Here is a 21,462-nt window from a genome sequence, read left to right as displayed (position 1 = left end):
GTTAGTCCTCCTTATCGACTTTCACCGTTGTACCGTCCTTGACCTCATCGGGGGTTACTTCGGACCCCACTTGAGACCCATCATCCCAAGACGCAACCAAAATCTCGCAATTGCCGTCCGCAAAAGTACCGAGCTCATAGTCTTCGGTGCGATACACCAGTCCCTTGGATGTCACATACAAGCATGTTGAGCCCTTGATTGAATAGTCTGAGGAATTGCTCCGCATGAGCATAGAATTGTAATCAGACGGATACTCTCTGCCCATTTCCGTAAGATACGGCCAAACTGCCGAACTCATAGAACTGGCAAGATCCTCGGTATCAATGCCAAACATGTCCTGAGGGCTGACAGTATCACCCGTATGCAAATCAAAAATAACACCAGTCACATACGTGTCGCCATGCGGACCCCATCCCGTCGAATAGCGCTCGTCACGGATACAAAAATAGTTCTCATCCATGTACGTAACCGTCACGTTTCTCGATATGCAGGGAAATTCGCCGTCGGGGTACAGCTCAGCATCTGATTGCTCATTATCTGATGCTCGATTCGTTCGCTCCGCATCAATTTGAAGGGGCTCGAGAATCGCCTTGTTAATTTTGTCTGCGACGTCGTCTTTGGCGGAGCTCTTAAGTTGCGGATAGGACCATTCCACGTCAGTCCGCTCGCCCTGATTGAGCATAGGGTCGACCGGAGCAGACACCGTCAATGACTTTGCCTCCAACGTATAGACAACTTCTTCGGCCGCCCCCTCGTCCTTCTTGGGTCTTTCGGTCGCTTGCTCCTGTTGCACGGATTGCTGCTGGAGATTGGGCTCGATGACGTTCTTGTAGAGAATGAAAGCAGCGTAAGCGATGCCTGCCGCGGCGATAAATGCGGCGATCATGATAGCAAACTGCGGCACCAGGCGGTTACCGACCTGACAGCGTTGCATAAAGAGGTTGTACATCTGGGAGTGACCGCTACCCGCGGTCTTCGAGACCGGCTCGGGACTCGGTTCTGCTGTGGACTCGACATTCGCGGATCCTATCGCAGAGTCCGTTTCGGTATTTGCAGACTCCAACATGACTTCAGCGGACGAGGATTCTCGCGCCAGCGGCTCGGCGCCGGACCCTTCCTCGGCCGCAGTTTTACCCGAGAGTCCTTCCAAGGGCAGCCCGCATTCGGTACAGTACCGCGCATCGTCACTGATCTTGCTACCGCATTTGGGGCAAAACATGGGCTTTCTTCTCCGATTCCCTTTAGTCTCACTGAGTCGTAAGTTACTCACGTGCTGTACGCTACGTAGTTTAACCATTTCTTAAGCAAGCCAATGGACCGCTTGAACAGACGCATACCCACTCAAGTGACCCTATACCGGCTAGTTATCCTGGCTCATGGCATGAGTGTCAGTGTAAGAATTTTCGCTGAACAGGTCCGCCCCCTCGAAGTCCGAGCCGATGCTCAACTTGAAGCCATTTTTTGCCGAGATGGAGAAATCGCCGCTGATATCCATATCATGCTCGCGGCCAACCGCCCTCATTTTCCGAAGTCCCACCCGTCACGTTATCAGGAGCCCGAAGTCAAAGAGATAGTAAAAGCCGATTGGGGCACATGTGATTCCATATGCCCCAATCGGCTTTATAGTCGTTTACGCCTCAGAGAAACCTAGGTGACCCGTTTGCACGCGCTAGCGCGCTGCATCAATTGCGACCTTGCCGCTCTCCAGCACGTGGACGCGCCCGTCGGCGAGCATCTGCACGACCTCGGGATACAGCACATGCTCGATCGCGTGGATGTGCTCCTCGAGCGTGTCGACGTCCCAGCCCTCCTCAACAGCCAGCGCACGCTGGGCGATGATGGGACCGTTGTCGTAGATCTCGTTGGCAAAGTGCACGGTCACGCCGGTCACCTTGACGCCGCGCGCAAACGCATCGTCGATCGCATGGGCACCGGTAAAGCTCGGCAGCAGTGCCGGATGCAGGTTGACCACGCGGTTGGGGAACGCCGCCAGCAGCGGCGTGTGCACCATGCGCATGTAACCGGCCATCACCACGTACTCGCAGCCGCGCTCGAGCAGCTCATGCGCGATGATCTCGTCGGCTGCGATGGGGTCGGCGTAGACATCCTTGGACAGCGTGAGTGTCTGGATGCCCGCGCGCTCGGCACGCTGCAAGCCCTTGGCCGAAGGACGGCTCGACACCACAAGCTCAATCGAGGCGTTGAGCTTGCCGGCGGCGATCAGGTCGATCAGCGCCTGCAGGTTGGTACCCGAACCGCTGATGAGCACGCCGATCTTGAGCGGCTCGGCCGTATCGGTGCCGGTCGGACGGGTGTAGGGCACAAAACCCAGACCCTCGGCAGCAGCCATCTGCTCGTTAGCGCTCATCGGAGTACACGACCTTACCGGAACCCTCGACGCACTCGCCCACGCGGAACGGCTTCTCGCCCAGAGCGACCAGGGCCTCGGTCACGGCAGCCTCGTCCTCGGGGGCGACAATCAGGCACAGGCCGACGCCCATGTTGAAGGTCTTGCATGCCTCGTTGGGCGCGAGCTCGGCCTGACGCGACACGTAGGTGATGACGGGCGGAACATCCCAGCCCATCTTGGCGCCGTTGCGGGTGACCACGGCATCGACGTCGTCGGCGAGCGCGCGGTTGAGGTTCTCGGTAATACCGCCGCCGGTGATATGGGCAATGGCATGAACGTTGGCGCCACCGTGGAGCAGCTCCAGAATCGGCTTCACATAAATGCGCGTGGGAGCCAGCAGGGCGTCGGCCAGCGAAGCACCGCCGAGCTCCTCGAGCGGACGACTCAGCTCCTCGGCCTTAGCGGCAGCCTCGGGCGTGCCCGGCTTGATGCCGTCGACACCGATAACCTTGCGCACGAGTGAGTATCCGTTGGAGTGCACGCCGGTGGAGGGCAGGCCCAGGATCACATCGCCGGGGCGAACGTTCGCGTGGTCGAGCATCTTGGGACGATCGACGACGCCCACGGTAAAGCCGGCGAGGTCGTAATCGGCGGGGGCCATGACGCCCGGGTGTTCGGCCATCTCGCCGCCCACGAGCGCGCAACCCGCGAGCTTGCAGCCGTCGGCCACGCCCTTGATGATCTTTGCCATGTGCTCGGCCTCAATGTGACCGATGGCAACGTAATCCAGGAAGAACAGCGGCTCGGCGCCCGAAGCCAAAATGTCATTGACGCACATGGCGACCAGGTCCTGACCCACCGTCTCGTGACGGTCCATGATCTGGGCGAGCACGAGCTTGGTGCCCACGCCGTCGGTACCGCTGATCAAGATCGGGTCTTCCATATCCTTAAGCGCGGCGGCCGAGAACAGGCCACCAAAGCCACCGATGCCGCCGATAACCTCGGGGCGGTTGGTGTCCTTGACCATCTGCTTAATAGCGTCGACGGCGCGGCCGCCCTCGGCGGTATCGACGCCGGCGTCCTCGTACGTCACATGCTTGCTGTCGCTCATCTGAGCCTTCCTCTCCCACTACCGTGGTGCCGCGCGGGCGCCAAACGGTGCTCATAGTTGCGTTCATTTTGGCGCGAGCCATAACAGCACGCGCCGTCATATCAACAAAACGGCAGGTAAAACCTACCAAAATAAACCTGTCCCTACATGGCAGGCTTTAGGCCTCGCCGTGCTCCTCTTCCCAGCTGCGGTCGTCGTATTTCTCGACCACGGCGTCGTCGTCAAAGTGCAGCGGCTTGTCCAGGTTGCGGGGCTTAAAGCCCTCCATGAACTTGTCGCGGCCAAAGCTCTCGGGAATCGCCACGGGGTAGCGTCCGGTAAAGCACGCGTCGCAGTAGCCGCCCTTGGGCATGACCTTCAGCAGGCCCTCGACCGAAAGGAAGGCCAGCGAATCGGCGCCGATATACTCGCAAATCTCGTCGACCGTCTTGTTGGCGCTGATAAGCTGCGACTGCACGTCGGTATCGATGCCGTAGAAGCACGGCCAGATGACCTCGGGCGAGTTGATGCGGATATGAATCTCCTTGGCGCCGGCGTTGCGCAGCATCTTGACGAGCTGCACCATGGTGGTGCCGCGGACGATGGAGTCGTCGATGACGACCAGGCGCTTGCCCTCGATGTTGTCGCGCAGCGGGTTGAGCTTCATACGCACGCCCATGGCACGCAGCTCCTGCGTAGGCTCGATAAACGTACGGCCCACATAGCGATTCTTGATAAGGCCCTCGCCAAAGGGAATACCGCTCTCGTGCGAATACCCCTCCGCGGGCGGCAGGCCGGAGTCGGGCACGCCGATGACCAGGTCGGCCTCGACGGGCTCCTCATGTGCCAGCTGACGACCCATGTCATAGCGGCAGGCGTAGACGCTCTTGCCGTTCATGATGGAGTCGGGGCGAGCGAAGTAGACCTGCTCAAAGATGCAGTTAGCAGGCTCTTCGGCGGCAGGCACGCCTTGCTCAGACACAAGGCCCTCGGCGCTGATGCGCAAAATCTCGCCGGGACGGACGTCGCGGACGTACTCCGCGCCCACAATGTCGAGCGCACAAGTCTCGGAGGCGACGACCCAGCCGCCGGCGCGGGTGACATGGGTGGTGGCGTCGACCGTCGCGGCGCCGTCCTGCGACGGCAGCTGCGAAACGGATGCGGCGTCGGCCTGATCCAGGCCCTCGTCCACGAGCTTGCCCAGCACGAGCGGGCGAATGCCGTGCGGGTCGCGGAATGCGTAGAGCGCCTGCTCGTTGATGAGTGTCATGGCGTAGCCGCCGCGCACGAGCTCCATGGTCTTGCGAATGCCCTCGCGCAGATGGCCAGTACGCTGAGTAAAGTAGCCGATGAGTTTGGTCGCGACCTCGGAATCCGAGTTGGAGAGGAACGGTACGCCCAGCTCGATCAGCTGGCGACGCAGCTCGTCGGTGTTGACGAGGGTGCCGTTGTGCGCGAGCGCGATAATGACGCTATTGATGGTAGAGAGGTGCGGCTGAGAGGCTTCCCAGCTCTTGGCGCCGGCGGTGCCGTAGCGCACATGACCCACGGCCAGCTGACCGGAGAGCGTCGACAAGTCGGCATTGGAGAACACGCGGTCGAGCAGGCCCAGATCCTTGCGGACCATAACCGTACCGCCGTCACCAACGGCGATTCCCGCCGATTCTTGGCCACGGTGCTGCAGTGCACGCAGGCCAAAGTACGTCAGTCGAGCCACGTCGCGATCGGGCGCCCACACACCAAAAACGCCGCATTCCTCATGCAGCTGGTCGGAGTCCGGATCATACGTCGACATGGTGTTCACCTGTCCCGCGGCACGCTCGGCCGCGCGGATGGTTTCTTGAGACATGGCATCCCCTCAGAGCCTCGTATTTTGGCGTTACCCGCCTTATTATACGCACGGCGCGACGCGCTCCCCAGCGCATGAGCAGCGCTTTTTAAAAGCCCACCGAGCTAATAATCCGTTTTGCGGCCAAACATTTTATCGGTCTGCCCAGTGCAAGCGCCCGCGCCCCCAGATGGCCGCCGCGTCCACCGTTGGGGATTACAAAGTTGCAATTGGGACGTTCGTCCTGTCTTTTGGCAGGTCGGCGGCGTATCCTAGTAACCTAGGACAAAGCGAGAAAGGTTCTGTATGGATCGAAACGAACTCGACCCCAGCGTCCCCAGCGCCACGGAGGTCAAGAAGATTCCCCTCATCATTAAAGTGTACGCCGTCCTGTGCATCCTGTCCGGCGTGGGCACACTCCCGTCGGTCGCCGCCTTTATGTGGCAGGTCATCACCGCGCTCATCAACGGCAACGCCGCCGAAAAACTCGGCGACAATATGCTGGTCTCGGTTGGACTCATCGTCGCCGGCATCATGCTCTCTGCGGCAAGTGCCGTCATCCTGATCATCTTTGGCCTGGACCTTATCAAAAACCAGCGCCGCAACGCCGCCCGCCTGTCCTACATCCTTATTGCATTCACCGTCGTCGAGCTTTTGGTCGACGTGATGCTCCAGGGTATCGGGCTCTTCTTGCTTCGTCCCGCTATTCAGCTCGGTATCCTCATCGCGCTTTCGGCCACCGTCGACCCCACGCTGCGCCAGGAGCGCGAACTCCAGCGCCGCCTGCAGGAGATGCTCGACCGCGACGCCGCCGACGAGGGTATGCTCGGCCGCGATGAAACCGGCGAGGGCTACATCAAGCTCAACTACTTCAACCTGTTCTGGGTATTCCTCGTCTGCTGCGTGCTCGGCCTGATCGCCGAGGACATCTGGCACATGACGGTCGACGATCCAGGCGTCTACCAGGACCGCGCCGGCATGCTGTTTGGTCCCTTCAGCCCCATCTATGGCTTTGGTGCCGTACTCATGACCATGGTGCTCAACCGCTTCTATAAAAAGAACCCCATCATCATTTTCCTGGTAAGCGCTGTGCTCGGCGCGAGCTTTGAGGTGTTCGTGGGCTGGTTTATGCAGACCTCATTTGGCGTGGTCTCGTGGAGCTACTCGCACATGAAGCTGTTCGGCATGCCCGACCCACTCGCCGTCCTTACGGGCGGACGCACCTGCACGGGCTTTGCCTGCCTGTGGGGCCTGGGTGGCCTTATCTGGATCAAGCTGCTGCTGCCGAGGCTGCTCAAGCTCATCAACATGATTCCGTGGAAAAGCCGCTACTCGGCTACCGTCATCTTTACCGTCATTATGCTGGTCGACGGCATCATGACGCTACAGTCGCTCGACTACTGGTACCAGCGCGTCAACGGCACGGAGCCGGATATTCCCGTCGCGCAGTTCTACGGCAAGTATTTCGATAACGATTACATGGAGAACCGCTTCCAGAGCATGACCATGAGCCCCAAGGATGCGACGCGCGTGTAGCGCCACGCAATGCCGAGATTTTTCAACGCACAGAAAAGCCCACTGGCAGACTGATTGAACTGCCAGCGGGCTTTTTGTTGGCGAGTGCTGCTGCCGGCCTTACGCCTCGCGCTCGACCTCGCTCACACACTCATTTTTGATGGTACCGACGAGCGCCTGCAGCGCATCGACGACATGCGGGCGAATGTCTCCGCCAATGAGTACGAGCATGATGTCGTCGCCCACGGTAAGCTCGCCACTCGCCAGCCACACGCGCACATAGCCGATACCCGGCATCGCGCGCGTTGCCTCGATAGCGGCCTGCACCTTTTCGGCATCGAAGCCAAACACCATGCCGCCCACCTTATGCCCAGGCGCCACACCATCTGTCTCGACCCCACGCACCTCGGCCTTGGGCGTCGCACGCACCACGCCGTTGTGTGTCAGGTACATCCCACAATCAGCCGCCGAAACATCGGCCTTGGCTTCGCGCAGCCAAGCATCAACCGAAGGCATCGATTTGCCGCTTTCAAGCATCATTTCTCCTTTTGATTTCCAGGGTAGTCTTTTTGGGACGGGGCCCGGACACTTTATTCCTCGACCGGCGTGAGCACCATGACGGCGCGCGTATTGCTAAATGACAGCGAACGGCAGGTCACAAGCGTTACGACCTTGGTTGCCGAAGCGGCACGATCGCTGGCATCGCTCGCCACGGCAGAGGCACCGTCGAGCATCTCGGACAGATAATTCTTCAGTCCGTCATCGCCCTCAAAGTTGGGCGTGCGCGCCTTGGCATACGTGTCCTCGACCACCTTGGTCGCCAGCGGACGCAGCTTATACGTCGCGTCACGTGTGATGTAGTACACGTAGTCCATGCTGTCGAACGTCGCTTGATCGGTCGTATCCGAAATCACGTTGAACATCGAACCGTCGTTCATATGATGACCGTAAATCGTGGTCTGCTGATCCACCATGCCCGGCGCGGTATCGTCGCTATCCAAAAAGATGGCGCCCGACGCATTGGCCGTACCGTCAAACAGCGTGTTAAGGTACTTGGAGTTGTTGTTGGTCTGCACCACGGGGTAGTTGATATTGGTGCCGGGCGCGTAAATCCAACCCACAACCTCGTGATTTGTCTGGGCAAGCGCATTGAAGTCGATAATTGGCACGCCACTGGCGTCCTTGTCGCTCACATATTGCTTTTCGATTTTTTGATACGACTCGCTCGCCTGCTTATAGCCAATCTGCGCGTTGATAAAGATGGCGGCCGCAGCAACGATCAGGCCAATGCCGATGATGATGAGCAGAATGGGAATGACGGAGCGGCGCTTTTTGCGCGGCGGCTCGGTATAGCTCGATGGCGCGGTATGCGCCGAAGAGCGAGGCGACTTCTTGGCCGCACTGTATGACGAGGGGCGATATGCAGCAGGTGCATCCTGACGACGATGCTTCGCCGGCGTCACGGGGCGCGGCGCGCGTGGCTGCTGAGGAGAGGATATCCGACCCTGCTGCGGCACGCGGGCTGCTCCCGACTTGGCTGGATCGGGAATCCGAGAAGCCGAAAAACGCTTTCCCTGATAGTCGGACATGGCTCTCCTTATGCTACAAATGGACTGGCAGAGCGCTTAGGCGTCAGCCATCTCCTGCTTCATCTTCTTGATAACCTTGCGGTACTCGGGGTCGCATGCGCCCAGAATCTGCGTGGCGTAAATGGCAGCGTTCTTGGCACCGTTGATGGCCACACAGGCAACGGGCACGCCCGAAGGCATCTGCACCATCGACAGCAGCGAGTCCATACCACCCAGATCGCTCGTCTTCATAGGCACGCCGATAACCGGCAGCGGCGTAAACGCAGCCACGACACCACCCAGGTGAGCAGCCTTGCCGGCGGCGGCGATAATCACCTTGATGCCGCGGTCGGCAGCAGTCGAGGCCCACTCATGGACCTTCGCCGGCGTGCGATGCGCGCTTGCAATGACGAGCTCATAGGGCACGCCCAGTGCCTCGAGCTCGGCAGTGCAACCTTCCATAACGCCCAGATCGGACTTGGAGCCCATGATGATCCCGACAACCGGCTTCTGATCTGCCATAAACAAAGACCTCCTGTTGAGAGCGGTGACGCGGCGAATCCGCGACCCTTAACTACTGAGAGTAGTATAGCTGCTCCCGTCCCTGCGGTCTCTGTGGCGCTTCGCGGGCGGGCCAGGCTTTATCTTCACTCCGGTTGCTTCGCAAAGTCGTTCAGATAGAGCCTGGCCCGCCCGCGAAGCGCCCTGCGACCTACCGGATATTGCCATGACGTACGTTGGCTGAAATAATAAAGCAATGCCCGCCGTCCTTGACGGAGCGGCGGGCACGTTTGCTTAGTTGTCGCTGGGACTACTTAGCCTTGCTGCGACGATGGAAGAAAGCGCCGATCGCGGCGATGATGGCGCCAAGACCACCGACGGCCGCGACGGTCGCCGCCGTCTGGTCGCCGGTATTGGGGATCGCCGAACCGCTCTTCTTGCTGCCCTGGGCCTTGTCGCCTGCGGGCTTGCCCGCCTGGTTGCCGCCGTTTGAGCCATTGCCGGAACCCTGGTTGCCCGAGCCGCCCTGGTTGCCGGAATCGGCATCCTTGAGGCTCTCAATGGCCAGCTTGAGCTGGTCATAGGCCGCCTGGAGCTGGATGTCGGAAGCATTCTCATCACCCAAGACGTCCTCGGCGTAGGTAATGGCATCCGTCAGGGCCTTGACAGACTCGTCCGTCTTGCCCCTGGTGTCAGTCTCCTTCGCCTGCTTGACCAAGGCCTTGAGCTGCTTCTTGGTCGGGTTCTCGACCGGGGTCACCGGAGTCTTCTCAAGCGCGTCGCGAGCACTCTCGAGTGCCTTGAGTGCCTGGTCGACCTCGTCCTGCGTGGCGTTCTCGTCGTTCAGGATGGCGCGGGCGCTCGCCAAGGCGTTCTGGAACGCGGTCCAGGAAGCCTCGGTGTAGTCGCTGGCCTTAAGGTCGCCGGCTGCAACCTCGGCATCAACCTTTTCAATCGCGGCAGTGAGGTCGTCCTTCGCCACCGGATTGGGAACGGCCGTACCGTAGAACTTGAGCTCCGCCATGCTGCAGTAGGCGTCAACGCTGCCACCGCCGGCGTGGAGCACCTTGACGGTCACGTAGCGACCGCGCGCGGCACCAAAGCTCATCTGCTTCCAGTCGCCACGGTCGGTGAGCACGCGGCCGTCGTTGTCGAAGGTAAACGTACCCATCGACGTGGCGGTGCCCATCTCATAACCGTCGGCGGTGTCGGAAACCAGCACCTCGGCCTCAAAGATATCGCCGTTCGTGCCGCCGTCCTGGCGCGGCAGGAACGTGACGTCGGTGAGATCGTAGTCGCGGCCCAGGTCGACGGTCAGGTACTGGGGCATACCGGCCTTATAGGCCCAGTCGCTGTGCCAGAGCGTCTGCTCATCGCCGTCAAGAGCGTTGACGGCGTTGCTGCCCTCATAGTCGGCCTCGCTCGAGAAGCCGGTCACCTTGACGTTCTCACGGTTCTCGGGCGTGTTGATGAGGCTCTTCTCATCGACGGGGCGCATCTTGAGGCCGTCGATTGCCTTCTCGATCTTGGCCGTGGCGTCTGCGACATCCTTCTTGCTATAGCTGCCCTGGCCGCCATCGAGGAGCTTCTGAGCCGCCTCGACCGCAGCGGTGAGGGCTGCATAGGAATCCTTGGTGTAGACGGACTCGCTGTAGCCCGCGGCCTTGGAAAGCGCTGCCATGAGCGCAGAGGTGTCGACACCAGCCTTGACCTCGACCTCATAGGATGCGGTCTTGGAGGGATCGAGCACCGACGCCACCGTGATCGTTGCCTTGCCGGCCTTGTTGGCGCGCAGGTAGTAGCTCACGCTATCGCCGGCCTGGACAGCGGAGACGCTCACCACAGAAGGATCGGAGCTCTCGACCGTCACATAGGGGTAGCCGGCGCTCTCGGGCGTGGCCTTGGCGTCGACGAGCGTCACATCGCCCTCGAAGAACTCGGTCTGGTTCTTGCCCAGTTCGACACCCTCGATGGCCTCGACACCCTGTGTGTAGTTGAAGTTGATCTCGCGCAGCGTGAGCATCTGGTCACCCGATGCCTCAAGCGGCGTGATCTCGACCTTGGTCGCCTTCTTGCCCTTGTTCTCGGCAGAGAGGCCAAAGGCGTAGCGAGCCTGATAGGAATCAAAGCTTCCGCCCGAGAACTCCTGGGTCGAGCCGTCCTCGAACGTCACGACGGACTTAATCTTCTGCACGGTGCCGTTGCCACCGTTGCGGTTAACGACCTCGACACTATCGAGTTTCGACGGCGTCTTGAAGGCGAACGTCATCGTGGCGGGCAGCTTGACGTAGGTCGGCATCTTGCCGTCGATCCAGTTGGGCTCATAGTTCCACAGGAACTCGAAGTCGTTGCCGCCCTCATTGTTGTCGAACAGTCCGTCATAGCTCTTCTGCTGGATGAGCTTCTCGACGTTGGTGCCGTCGTCGGTGGGGAGCTCGTCGTTGGTCATCGTGATGTCAAAGGCGTCGCGGCCGTACTCGGACTTGGTGGGCTGCGGGACACCGGGCATCGTCACGGTGCCATCACTCACGAACTCGAGCGCGTCGCACGCCGGGCCGACGAGCCAAGACGTCGAGGGCAGCTCGACCTTGCCGGCCGTCTTAGCCTTGAGTTTAAAGCTCGCGACCACACCAGTACTGTTGAAGAGCTTGGCGTCGCCGCGGTTGGCGAAGGCCAGGTTGATGGTCTGGTGGCCATCCGTGAACTGCACTTTCTCGCGCGAGAGGTTCTCCATGCCCGCCGTCGACGCATCCTGCGCGATGCTCTCGGAGACATACTCGAACTGGTCGCTGTTGAAGTTGACGAGCGCACCGAGCGCGTTGACGTTCTCGGCGTCGGTGGCGTAGACGTCGACCGTGATCTCGTCGCCGGCCTCGACCTCCATCTTGCTCGGGATCACCGCGAGGGTGCCAGCAGCCTTGCCCTTTTGCTTGGTGCCGCCGTCGAGCGCCGCCATGGTGAAGGAGTAGTCGTACACGTCGTAGACGCCGTTGCCGTTGAGGTCGGCGAAGTGGGCGCGGATCTGGGAGTCGAACGTCGAGGTGTCGGGCTCGCGGTTCTCAAGACCCAGGTAATTCTTCATGTTGGAGTAGTCGCCGTCGGAGACCGTGGCCTTGTTGAGGTTGGAGCCCACGGCGAAGCCGTCCGTGCCGTCGGTCTTGTAGATGGCGATCTCGGAGGCGGAGAAGAAGTTGCCCACGGACGCGAGCGGCGTCATACGCACGTAGCGCGCGGCCACGGCGCCGTCGAACGCCACCGTCTTGCAAGCGGCGGAGCGCTCCCAGTCGACCTCCTGCGTCGTCCAATGCACGCCGTCGAGGCTCGTCTCGATGCGCATCTTGGTCACAGTGCCGTTACCGGCATCATCGCGCGGATAGTACTCGAGCTTGTCGAGCTTGTAAGCGCGACCGTAGTCAACGGTAAGCGCCTTGCCCAGATCGTTGCCACCGGAGTGGAAACCGCCGTCGCCCGACTGGAACTCATGGTCGAAGGCGAGTTCGGCCTTATGGCTACCGTAGAGCGAGCCCTCCCAAGTGATTTCCTCGGCCTCAGGCACGTTCCGCCACGGGTCGAGCGCAGAGTTCGCCTCAAGCACGTCGCTCCATGCGGAGTAGCCATCGGCGTTGCGCGAACGAATCTGGTAGGTATGCTTGCTGTTGTAGGCAAGATCGGTATGCGTGAATTCTGCCGCATCGCCCACGGCGAACACAGTGCCGTCTACCTTAAGGTCGTAGGAGGTAGCACCATCGACCTTCCCCCAGGTGAGCTTAATGCTCGTGGGGGTCGTGGCGTCCTCGGGGGCAGCAAGGTTCGCGGGTGCGGAGAGGCTCTCGTTGAAGCGGTCGGCCGCGAGCGTGGCATCGGCGTTCACGAAATCGCCCAGTTCGAGCGTCTGCGCTGCCGTGGCGACATCGGTCTTCGCGAACTTGACGTAGACCTTGGGATTCGTGGTGATCTTGGTGTTGTTGAAGCTCTCGCCCTGCTCGGCCTCGGTGCTGCCTGCGTCGCTACCGTAGTGGTTGAGGTTGGGGGTCTCGTTGTAGAAGTAGACCGCCTGGCCGGCCTCGGGGGTCGCGGCGTCAAAGGCCTCCTGCGAGTCGACCTCAACCACGTTGAGCGCGGATCCGCCGTTCTTGGCGGAGACGCTCGTGGGCTTGGCGGAGACGTTGGCCACAAAGGTCGTGGTGCGGTTGGAGTCGTAGCCGCTGTAGCCGCCCTGCGAGGCCTCGGCGGTAAAGGTCGCGGTGCCGCCTGCGGCCTCGGATCTGTAGACGGTGCTCACATGCTCACCGTAGGAGATATTGTCGATCGTACCGTAGGAATCGTCCTCAGTCGTGTTGTTCTCGATGGAGGAGCCGTCGTCCTCGTACTGCGTAAAGGTGCCGTCGCCCTCGGTGGCGAAGAATTCGACGATACGCTGGCTGCGGTCGGTACCCTTGGTGTTGGTGTCGCTCACGGCCTCGGGGTTGTTGTTCTCGGCGTACATCGGCACGATAGCGTTGGCCTTCACAAACAGCGGCAGCTTCCAAAGCGGAGCCTCGTAGTTGTTGAGAACCTGGCCGCCGCGATACTGCTTACCCGAGAAGTAGTCGATCCAGATGGTGGGATTCTCGTCGGTGCCGTAGTTGGGGAGGTAAATCCCATTGCGAATGTCGTTGCCGTTCTCATCTGCCTGGGTATCCTGATACACCGGTGCCACTAGGAAGTTCTCACCGAACATATACTGGTACTGCGTCGAAGTGCTTGCGGCGTACTCGGAGTTGTCGGAAAGCAGCATGGCGCGGATCATGGGCAGGCCGGCATCGCCGTTACCCGTGTCGATGTTGGCCGCCGAGGCCGCGCTCGTGTAGATATAGGGCATGAGCTGCGCCTTGAGCTTGAGGTAGAAGCGCGAGATGCCTGTGTAGGGATCGCCGTGCGTCATGGGCGATTTGCGGTAGGTGCCCCAACCGTCCATATCGAGCATAGAGGGCGTGAACGTCTTCCACTGGTAGTCACGCGCAGAGATGATGGGGTCGCCGCCAAAGATGCCATCCATGTCGGAGCCGATGTTGGGGTTGCCCGAAAGACTCTGACCGATATACGTGGGGATATGGAAGCGAATGTACTCCCAGTTACCGCCATACTGGTCGCCGGTCCAAATGCCGCCAAAGCGCTGCGTGCCGGCCCAGCCATCGAGCGTGATGATGTTGGGGCGCTTGTTGGCGCCGGTCGTCACCGTGTCATAAGCTGTCTTGATGCCATTAAGACCAAAGGAGTAGCCAGATCCAACCCAGGCGACGTCGGTCTTAAGGGTAGAGATGCCTCCCGTCTTGACCTCGGCGTCGAAGTCGCGAAGCAGGTGCCACGGGGTCTCGGAGTTGCTGTCGGGCTCAAGGTTGGACTGGGTCCACAAGCCCGTGCTCACACCCTTGGAGTTGGCATACTCGGTGAACTTCTTAAGGTTGTCGACATTGGCACGCACAGCGTTAAGACGGTCAGCCGAGCTCGTTCCGTCGGAGTTGACGCCGCCGGTCTTGTAGTAACCGTTCTGGCCATAGCCGGCGCCGTAGCCGTCGTTCGGCAGGAACCAACCGAGCGGCATGTCGTTGTCCTCGTAGTCATCGATAACCTGCCGAGCAGAGAACTGGCGGTCGAAATCGGTCGCTTTCATGTTCTCGGTATCAACCGAAGGGCCCTCACCGTTGAGCGTCTCGGCCGCAAGTGTGCCGTCGAGCTTGTAGCCCGTCGACATGCCAGACTCGTACTTAACGTCGCCCTTCTCGCTCGAGGACTTGCTGCCCTTGGTCTCCCACTTCTTTTGACCCGAGGTCGTTGACCAGCCATCACGGTTGTAGGCATTAAGATGACCAAGGTAGAACCCGTACTCGGGCAGCAGTACCGGGTTACCGGTCACCTTGTAGTAGTCCTGCAGCATCTCGGTTGCCACGTTCGAAGCGCCCTCGTTGGTCGCCACGAAGTAGTAGGCATCAAACTCATTCTCGCTGTGCAAAGTCGTGACCGTCGATGAGTCCGTGGAACCGAAGTCGTAGGAACCCTCTGCAAACGTGTTTCGGAGTACGCCGTAGCCGTCACTCGTCCAATAAAACGGGTTGGGCGAGGCAACGCCGCCATCGGTCCAGTTGTTCGTGTTGGAGATGGCGATGGTCTGGTTGGTGTGCAGGAAGCGTCCGTTCTGGGTGCCGCCGCCAAAGAAGTTCTCGGACTTCTCCTTGGCGAGCGTCTGGACGGTACCCTTCTTATCAAGGTCGAGGGACGCGGACTCGGAAACCACGACACGGTCGCCTGACTTGATACTCATCTTGCCAGTCGCCTTGTCCAGGATCACGGTCGCCTTTCCGCCGGTGATCTCGATAGTGTCGCCCTTGTCGGCAACCGTCGCGCTCGGCTTGCTGTAGGTGTCCGAGGTATCGGGCTGAGCCTGGATTTTAGCCGTGTGGGACTTACTGCGCGGCGTGGCGTAATCGGAAAACTCACCCTTGGGGTCGACGTTATAACGGAAAATACCGTCCTCGAGGAACGTAATACGGCCCTTGATGCCGTCAGCGAAATCGATGTCGACGACATTCGAGGCAGACTGGGACACGGTCGCCGAGTCGACGCCCTTGAGTGGCGTGGCAATCGCCTGCTGGGGATTGGCAAACACGAGCGTCGCTGCAGTGGCAACGAGGACCGCACTTCCCTTCACCCACCGTTTCGTAAAAATGGAATTCCTGCGCACCTGGTCTCCTTTCTTCCGAGATGCTAAGGCGCCGAGGGCGCCCCCCCCGGCAGCATGAGAAAACGTATCAAACGGGGATGTTCGGTACATTCCGCACAATGGGGCCACCCGTTACCAAGGGGCCAACTGGTAGTAACCAGATAGCCACCTACTAGGTCATATCAATATATGGGAGCACTTGCGCATCCAAGTTCGGAATTCTCCCAGCGACAGTAAAATGAGCGTCAACGGCAAGGTGGGCTTAATAAGCCATACCAATTGGTTCTTCAGTCAAATACCAATCTAGCAAAAATGTACTGTTTATCTGGTATTACACAGACCATACCTTTCCCTCGGGAACTGGGCTTCGCGAAGTTTCCCGAGAGAAAAGCTCGACCGCCGTCCTGCGACCTACCGGAGATTGCTATGACGTACGTTGGCTGATTTGGTTTGGAATGAGAGGTTGACGGAGGGTGGTGGACAGTTAGTTCAGATTTGTATTTTTTGGCCGGGTCCTTACGTGCAAACGTATCGTTTTGAAGCCGTTTTAGACCCAATGACGCCCTTTTCTCATTCCTGACTGCGCATCCTTGTCGCATCAGACCGCCAAGAACGGCTCATTTGAGCTCAAATCGGCCTTTTCCACCCTCACAAAAATACAAATCTGAACTAACTGTCCAGCGGCACTCTCAGCCAGCCACAAAAAGGTCCTCCGGTGAATGCAATTCACCGGAGGACCCCATACAAAACGTGGGCTCTGCCCACACTCTCTTTTTTATCCAGCCCTAGTCATCGCGCAAAGTCCCTTCGGCAGCACACGGTGCACCCGAGTCACCGTAGGCCGGGGCGGGAGGGGCCGAGTTTCCTCCTGAGCGACTCTGCTTGCAGCCGGAGCGAAAGGGGGAAATCTCGGCCCCTCCCGCCCCGGCCGGACAGGTCAACTACACCGTGTGCTGCGGCAGGTCCTGCAGGGCGATGACGTCCATGCCCATGTCGTTGGCGCTGCCGTGACCCTGCTGGTCCTCGCGCACCGCCTCGATGGCGCTCACGTAGGTGTTGGCGGCAGACATCGCCGTCACGCAGGTCACGCCGCGACGCACGGCCTCGGTACGTAGCAGGTAGCCATCGCCACGCGAGCCCGGACCGTACGGCGTATTGACGATCACCGCGATCTTGCCATCGGCGATCAGGTCACCGATGTTGGGACGCTCGCCGTCGTGCGGGCCGCTAATCTTCTCCACGACCTCGCAGGTCACGTTGCCGCCGCGCAGCACGCGCGCCGTGCCCTCGGTGGAGCAGATATCAAAGCCCAGGTAGCGCAGGATACGCGCGACCGAAAGGATGTGGCGCTTGTCACGGTCGCACACGCTGATGAACACCTTGCCGGCGCTCGGGTCGGGCAGCTTGTAGTCAATCGCCAGCTGCGTCTTGGCGTATGCCTCGGGATAGCTCTTAGCGATACCCATGACCTCGCCCGTCGACTTCATCTCGGGCCCCAGGATAACGTCAGCGCCCGGGAAACGACCCCAGGGCATAACGGCTTCCTTCATGCAGAACCAGTCCAGCTGGCGCTCGTCGCTCGGCAGGCCCAGGCTCGCGATGGAATCGCCTGCCATGATACGCGCCGCGCACTTGGCCAGCGGCACGCCGGTGGCCTTGGAGATAAACGGCACGGTGCGGCTCGCGCGCGGGTTTGCCTCGATCACGTAGACGGTCTCGCCCTTGATGGCATACTGCACATTGACCAGGCCGCGTACGCCCAGCGCCATCGCGATGCGGCGCGTGGTCTCGCGAAGCTTTGCCTGCAGGCTCTCGCTAAAGCTGAACGGCGGGATGCAGGTCGCAGAGTCGCCGGAGTGAATACCGGCCTCCTCGATATGCTCCAGAATGCCGCCGATATAGACCTTTTCGCCATCGCACAGGGCGTCGACATCGGACTCGATCGCACCCTCCAGGAAGCGGTCCAGGTACACCGGGTAGTCGGGGCTAATGCGCGCAGCCTCGGCCATGTAATCGCGCAGATGCTCGGCATCGTAGGCGATCATCATGCCGCGGCCGCCCAGCACGTAGCTCGGACGCACCAGCAGCGGGTAGCCGATGTGCGCGGCAACGGCCTCGGCCTCCTCAAACGAGGTGGCCTGGCCCGCCGGCGGGTACATGATGCCCAGCTTGTCGAGCAGAGCGGCGAAGCGCTCGCGGTCCTCGGCAAAGTCGATGGCATCGGGCTTGGTGCCCATGATGTTCACGCCGCTCTCCTCGAGCATGCGCGCCAGCTTAAGCGGGGTCTGGCCGCCAAGCGTCACCACGACGCCATCGGGGCGCTCAACGTCGATGACATCCATGACGTCCTCGTAGGTGAGCGGCTCAAAGTACAAGCGGTCGGACGTGTCGTAGTCAGTCGAGACGGTCTCGGGATTGCAGTTGACCATGATGGTCTCGAAGCCGCGGGCCGCCAGCGCGTAGCTCGCGTGCACACAGCAGTAATCGAACTCGATACCTTGGCCAATGCGGTTGGGGCCGGCGCCCAGGATCATCGCCTTGGGCTTGTCCGCCGGCGTGGTCTCGTCGGGAGCCACGCACTTCTTGGCATCCGGGCTCGTGCGGTAGATGTTCTCGTACGTCTTGTAGTGGTACTCCGTGGCGCTCGAGAACTCCGCAGCGCAGGTATCGACCGTCTTCATGCTGGGAACCACGCCCAGACCCTTGCGATAGGCGCGCACAAAGCGCTCGTCCGAGCTGGTCAGCGCGGCGATCTCGGCGTCGCTCGTACCGTACTGCTTGAGCAGACGCATCGCGTCGGCGTCGATATCCTCCACACGCAGGCCGCGGATGCCCTCCTGAACCTGAACCATGTCGTTGATACGGTTGAGATACCACGGATCGATACCGCAGATGGCATGGATGTGCGCGACATCCCAGCCGCGACGCAGGGCCTCGACCACAAAGAAGATGCGGTGCTCGGTCGGGGTGGCCACAGCCTGGGCGAGCTCGTCGTCACTCAGCTTGTCGGCACCCTCCTTGCCACCGGCGCAAATGCCCTGGTGACCGTCCTCCAGCGAGCGCATGGCCTTGCCGAAGGCCTCCTCAAAGGTGCGGCCGATCGCCATGATCTCGCCCACGGCCTTCATGCGCGTGGTGAGCGTGGGGTCGGTACCCTTGAACTTCTCGAAGGCAAAGCGCGGCACCTTGACCACACAGTAGTCGATCGTGGGCTCAAAGCAGGCGGGCGTTGCCTTGGTGATGTCGTTGACGATCTCGTCGAGCGTATAGCCCACGGCCAGGCGAGCAGCAGCTTTGGCGATGGGGAAGCCCGTGGCCTTGGAGGCCAATGCGGACGAGCGGCTCACACGCGGGTTCATCTCGATGACGATCAGGCGGCCGGTGTTGGGGTTCACGGCAAACTGCACGTTGGAGCCACCGGTCTCGACGCCGATCTTCTCCAGAATGGCGAGCGAGGCCACGCGCATGCGCTGATACTCAAGGTCGGAGAGGGTCTGTGCCGGCGCCACGGTGATGGAGTCGCCGGTATGCACGCCCATGGGGTCGAGATTCTCGATGGAGCACACGATGATGCCGTTGCCGGCGTGATCACGCATGACCTCCATCTCATACTCTTTCCAACCCTCGATGGACTCCTCGACCAGCACCTCGTGGGCGGGCGAGAGTTCCAGGCCCTGGCTCACGATGGAGACGAGCTCCTCGTGGGTGTGAGCGATGCCGCCGCCGGCGCCGCCGAGGGTAAAGCTCGGGCGCAGTACGCAGGGATAGCCCACGCGCTCGGCGATGGCCTCGGCGTCGGCCACGCTGTAGGCATAGCCCGAGCGCGCAACCTCCAGGCCGATCTCGGCCATGGCCTCGTTAAAGAGCTTGCGATCCTCACCGCGCTCAATGGCGGCCAGGTCGCAGCCGATCATCTCGACGCCATACTTGTCGAGCGTACCGTCCTTTGCCAGCTCAACGGCGGCGTTCAGGCCGGTCTGGCCGCCCAGCGTGGGCAGCAGCGCGTCCGGGCGCTCTTTCTTGATTACGCGCTCGATAAACTCGGCGGTGATGGGCTCGACATAGGTGCGATCGGCAAGACCCGGGTCGGTCATGATGGTCGCCGGGTTGGAGTTGACCAGGATGACCTCAAAGCCATCCTCCTTGAGCACCTTGCAGGCCTGGGCGCCGGAGTAGTCGAACTCGCAGGCCTGGCCAATGACGATGGGGCCCGAACCAATAACGAGGATACGCTTGATGTCAGTACGTTTCGGCATGTTAGTTCTCCTCGGTCTCAGTCTCGGCGAAATTCCAGCCAGCCAGGCGGTCCTTCGCGGTGTCGATGTCCAGGTAGTTCTCCTCGCCGTCCATGAGTCGCGTAAAGGCGGTAAAGAGATAGTGGGCATCGGTGGGGCCAGGCGAGGCCTCGGGGTGATACTGGACCGAGAAGCACGGGGCGTCGAGCAGCTGGATGCCCTCGGCGGTGCCGTCGTTGAGGTTCACATGTGTTAGGCGAATGCGGCCAAAGCGCTTGTTCATCACGACCGGCGCGATTCCGCGGCGCACCCAGACCCGCAGATCTCCATCGGCCGCATGCTCGGTCTCGCCGCCGGAAAGCTCGGGGACAAGCTTGCCCAAGCTGGGGAACAGCAGGCCAAAGCCATGGTTTTGCGCGGTGATCTCCACGCGACGGCTTACCAGGTTCATGACCGGCTGGTTGCCACCGCGGTGACCGAACTTAAGCTTTTCCATCTGGGCACCGCAGGCCAGGCTGATCATCTGGTGACCAAGACAAATACCAAAGACCGGCACCTTGCAGATCAGCTGCTGCACCTGCTCGTAGGTCTCCACCACAGCGTCGGGGTCGCCGGGGCCATTGGACAAAAAGACGCCGTCGGGATTCATGTCGAGCACCTCACTCGCGGGCGTGTCCCACGGCACGACGGTAAGGTCGCAGCCGGCGCGGACCAGGCCCTCCAGAATGCCGCGCTTGACGCCGCAGTCGTAGGCGACCACTTTGTGACGGGCAGGAGCGGCAACCGCAAGTGCAAAGTCATGCGTGGCAGGCAGGTCGGCGGCCACAAACTCGTGAGGCGCGGGGCAACTTACGGTCTTCACCAGGTTCTCGCCTACCAGCGTGGGCGCTGCGGCCAGACGCTCGGCAAGCTCGTCGACGTCGAAGATCTCGGTCGAGATAATGCCCATCTTGGAACCATTGTCGCGCAGATGGCGTACCAGAGCGCGGGTGTCGACACCCTCGATAGCGACGATGCCGTGAGCGCGCAGGTACTCCGGCACGCTCACGGCCGAGCGCCAGTTAGAAGGCGTGGCGCACATGTCGCGAACGATCATGCCGCGCATAGCCGGAGCGCTCGTAGGGCGCACGTCGTCGCCGGGGAAGGCCGACTGGACGTCGGTCTCGTCGATACCGTAGTTGCCGATCTGCGGATAGGTCATGGTTACGATTTGGCCGGCATAACTCGGGTCGGTCATGACCTCAAAGTAGCCCTCGAGCGAGGTGTTGAAGCAGACTTCGCCGGTCGCGGTGCCCTCGGCGCCGCATGCACGTCCATAAAAAATGGTCCCATCCTCAAGATACAGGATGCAGGGACCGCAGGTGCCCTTGCTGGTTTTGGCCAGCATACGCTGGCAAAGTTCGCTGGGCGCGAAGGTGCGGGCGGCAGTGCCCGCGGTATGGTTGTTCGCCATAATTCTCCTTCCCGGTCTCACAGGACCGGCTTAAAGGTATGTGGTTAGGCCTCGCGGTATTGTAACCGCAAGCATGCCTCATGGCGTTAATTTCATCGAAATGTTTACGAAATGATAATTATGACTTTCTATGCATAATGATTTCTCTGGGACGGGGATTAAAAAAGGCTCTGTTAGACCAGGATTGACATACATGTGTCCCCACGGTGCCATATCGTTGAC

11 protein-coding genes are annotated in these 21,462 nt (G+C 60.7%); 1 reads left to right on the top strand and 10 read right to left on the bottom strand.

All coding sequences use genetic code 11. The features are described 5' to 3' along the window. Position 1: 1 nt before the first annotated feature. From AB5202_RS08065 to AB5202_RS08050, 4 genes are all read right to left on the bottom strand, one after another. Positions 2-1,219 carry a zinc-ribbon domain-containing protein gene (locus AB5202_RS08065; RefSeq protein ID WP_215693865.1) on the bottom strand — a complete coding sequence of 406 codons (1,218 nt, stop codon included), beginning with the start codon at positions 1,217-1,219 and terminating at the stop codon, positions 2-4. Between the two features lie 450 nt (positions 1,220-1,669). Further along, positions 1,670-2,368 (bottom strand): phosphoribosylglycinamide formyltransferase, encoded by a 699-nt coding sequence (gene purN, locus AB5202_RS08060; protein ID WP_368147507.1) that lies wholly within the window; start codon positions 2,366-2,368, stop codon positions 1,670-1,672. After that, the gene (gene purM / locus AB5202_RS08055) at positions 2,358-3,461 is read right to left on the bottom strand and encodes a phosphoribosylformylglycinamidine cyclo-ligase (protein ID WP_368144190.1); all 1,104 of its coding nucleotides are present in this window, start codon (positions 3,459-3,461) and stop codon (positions 2,358-2,360) included. The genes purN and purM overlap by 11 nt, the downstream gene beginning before the upstream one ends. A gap of 157 nt (positions 3,462-3,618) precedes the next feature. Continuing rightward, positions 3,619-5,289, bottom strand: coding sequence for an amidophosphoribosyltransferase (locus AB5202_RS08050; RefSeq protein ID WP_215673624.1), 1,671 nt, complete (start codon positions 5,287-5,289; stop codon positions 3,619-3,621). 285 nt (positions 5,290-5,574) lie between these two features. Here AB5202_RS08050 and AB5202_RS08045 point away from each other — a divergent pair, with 285 nt between their 5' ends. Beyond that, entirely contained in the window at positions 5,575-6,804 is a 1,230-nt protein-coding gene (locus tag AB5202_RS08045; protein WP_215673625.1) for a putative ABC transporter permease, read from the top strand. Positions 6,805-6,903: 99 nt separating this feature from the next. On the opposite strand, the gene AB5202_RS08040 is transcribed toward AB5202_RS08045, so the two are convergent. From AB5202_RS08040 to carA, 6 genes are all read right to left on the bottom strand, one after another. Next, entirely contained in the window at positions 6,904-7,323 is a 420-nt protein-coding gene (locus AB5202_RS08040; protein ID WP_229042267.1) for a molybdenum cofactor biosynthesis protein MoaE, read from the bottom strand. A gap of 50 nt (positions 7,324-7,373) precedes the next feature. Further along, positions 7,374-8,372: a class B sortase gene (locus AB5202_RS08035; RefSeq protein ID WP_368144192.1), complete on the bottom strand. Its 999-nt coding sequence runs from the start codon at positions 8,370-8,372 to the stop codon at positions 7,374-7,376. 36 nt (positions 8,373-8,408) lie between these two features. Continuing rightward, positions 8,409-8,873, bottom strand: coding sequence for a 5-(carboxyamino)imidazole ribonucleotide mutase (purE, locus tag AB5202_RS08030; RefSeq protein ID WP_368144193.1), 465 nt, complete (start codon positions 8,871-8,873; stop codon positions 8,409-8,411). A gap of 289 nt (positions 8,874-9,162) precedes the next feature. Continuing rightward, a complete protein-coding gene (locus AB5202_RS08025; protein ID WP_368144194.1) occupies positions 9,163-15,573 on the bottom strand; it encodes a discoidin domain-containing protein in 6,411 nt (2,136 codons plus the stop codon). A gap of 920 nt (positions 15,574-16,493) precedes the next feature. Beyond that, the gene (gene carB, locus AB5202_RS08020; RefSeq protein WP_368144195.1) at positions 16,494-19,808 is read right to left on the bottom strand and encodes a carbamoyl-phosphate synthase large subunit; all 3,315 of its coding nucleotides are present in this window, start codon (positions 19,806-19,808) and stop codon (positions 16,494-16,496) included. Position 19,809: 1 nt separating this feature from the next. Next, positions 19,810-21,240 (bottom strand): glutamine-hydrolyzing carbamoyl-phosphate synthase small subunit, encoded by a 1,431-nt coding sequence (gene carA / locus AB5202_RS08015; protein WP_368144196.1) that lies wholly within the window; start codon positions 21,238-21,240, stop codon positions 19,810-19,812. Positions 21,241-21,462: the final 222 nt, after the last annotated feature.

The sequence above is a fragment of the Collinsella aerofaciens genome, assembly GCF_040915545.1.
Lineage (GTDB): Bacteria > Actinomycetota > Coriobacteriia > Coriobacteriales > Coriobacteriaceae > Collinsella > Collinsella aerofaciens_BE.
Note: the sequence above shows the minus strand (reverse complement) of the source record. Positions and strands in the feature narration are given on the sequence as shown.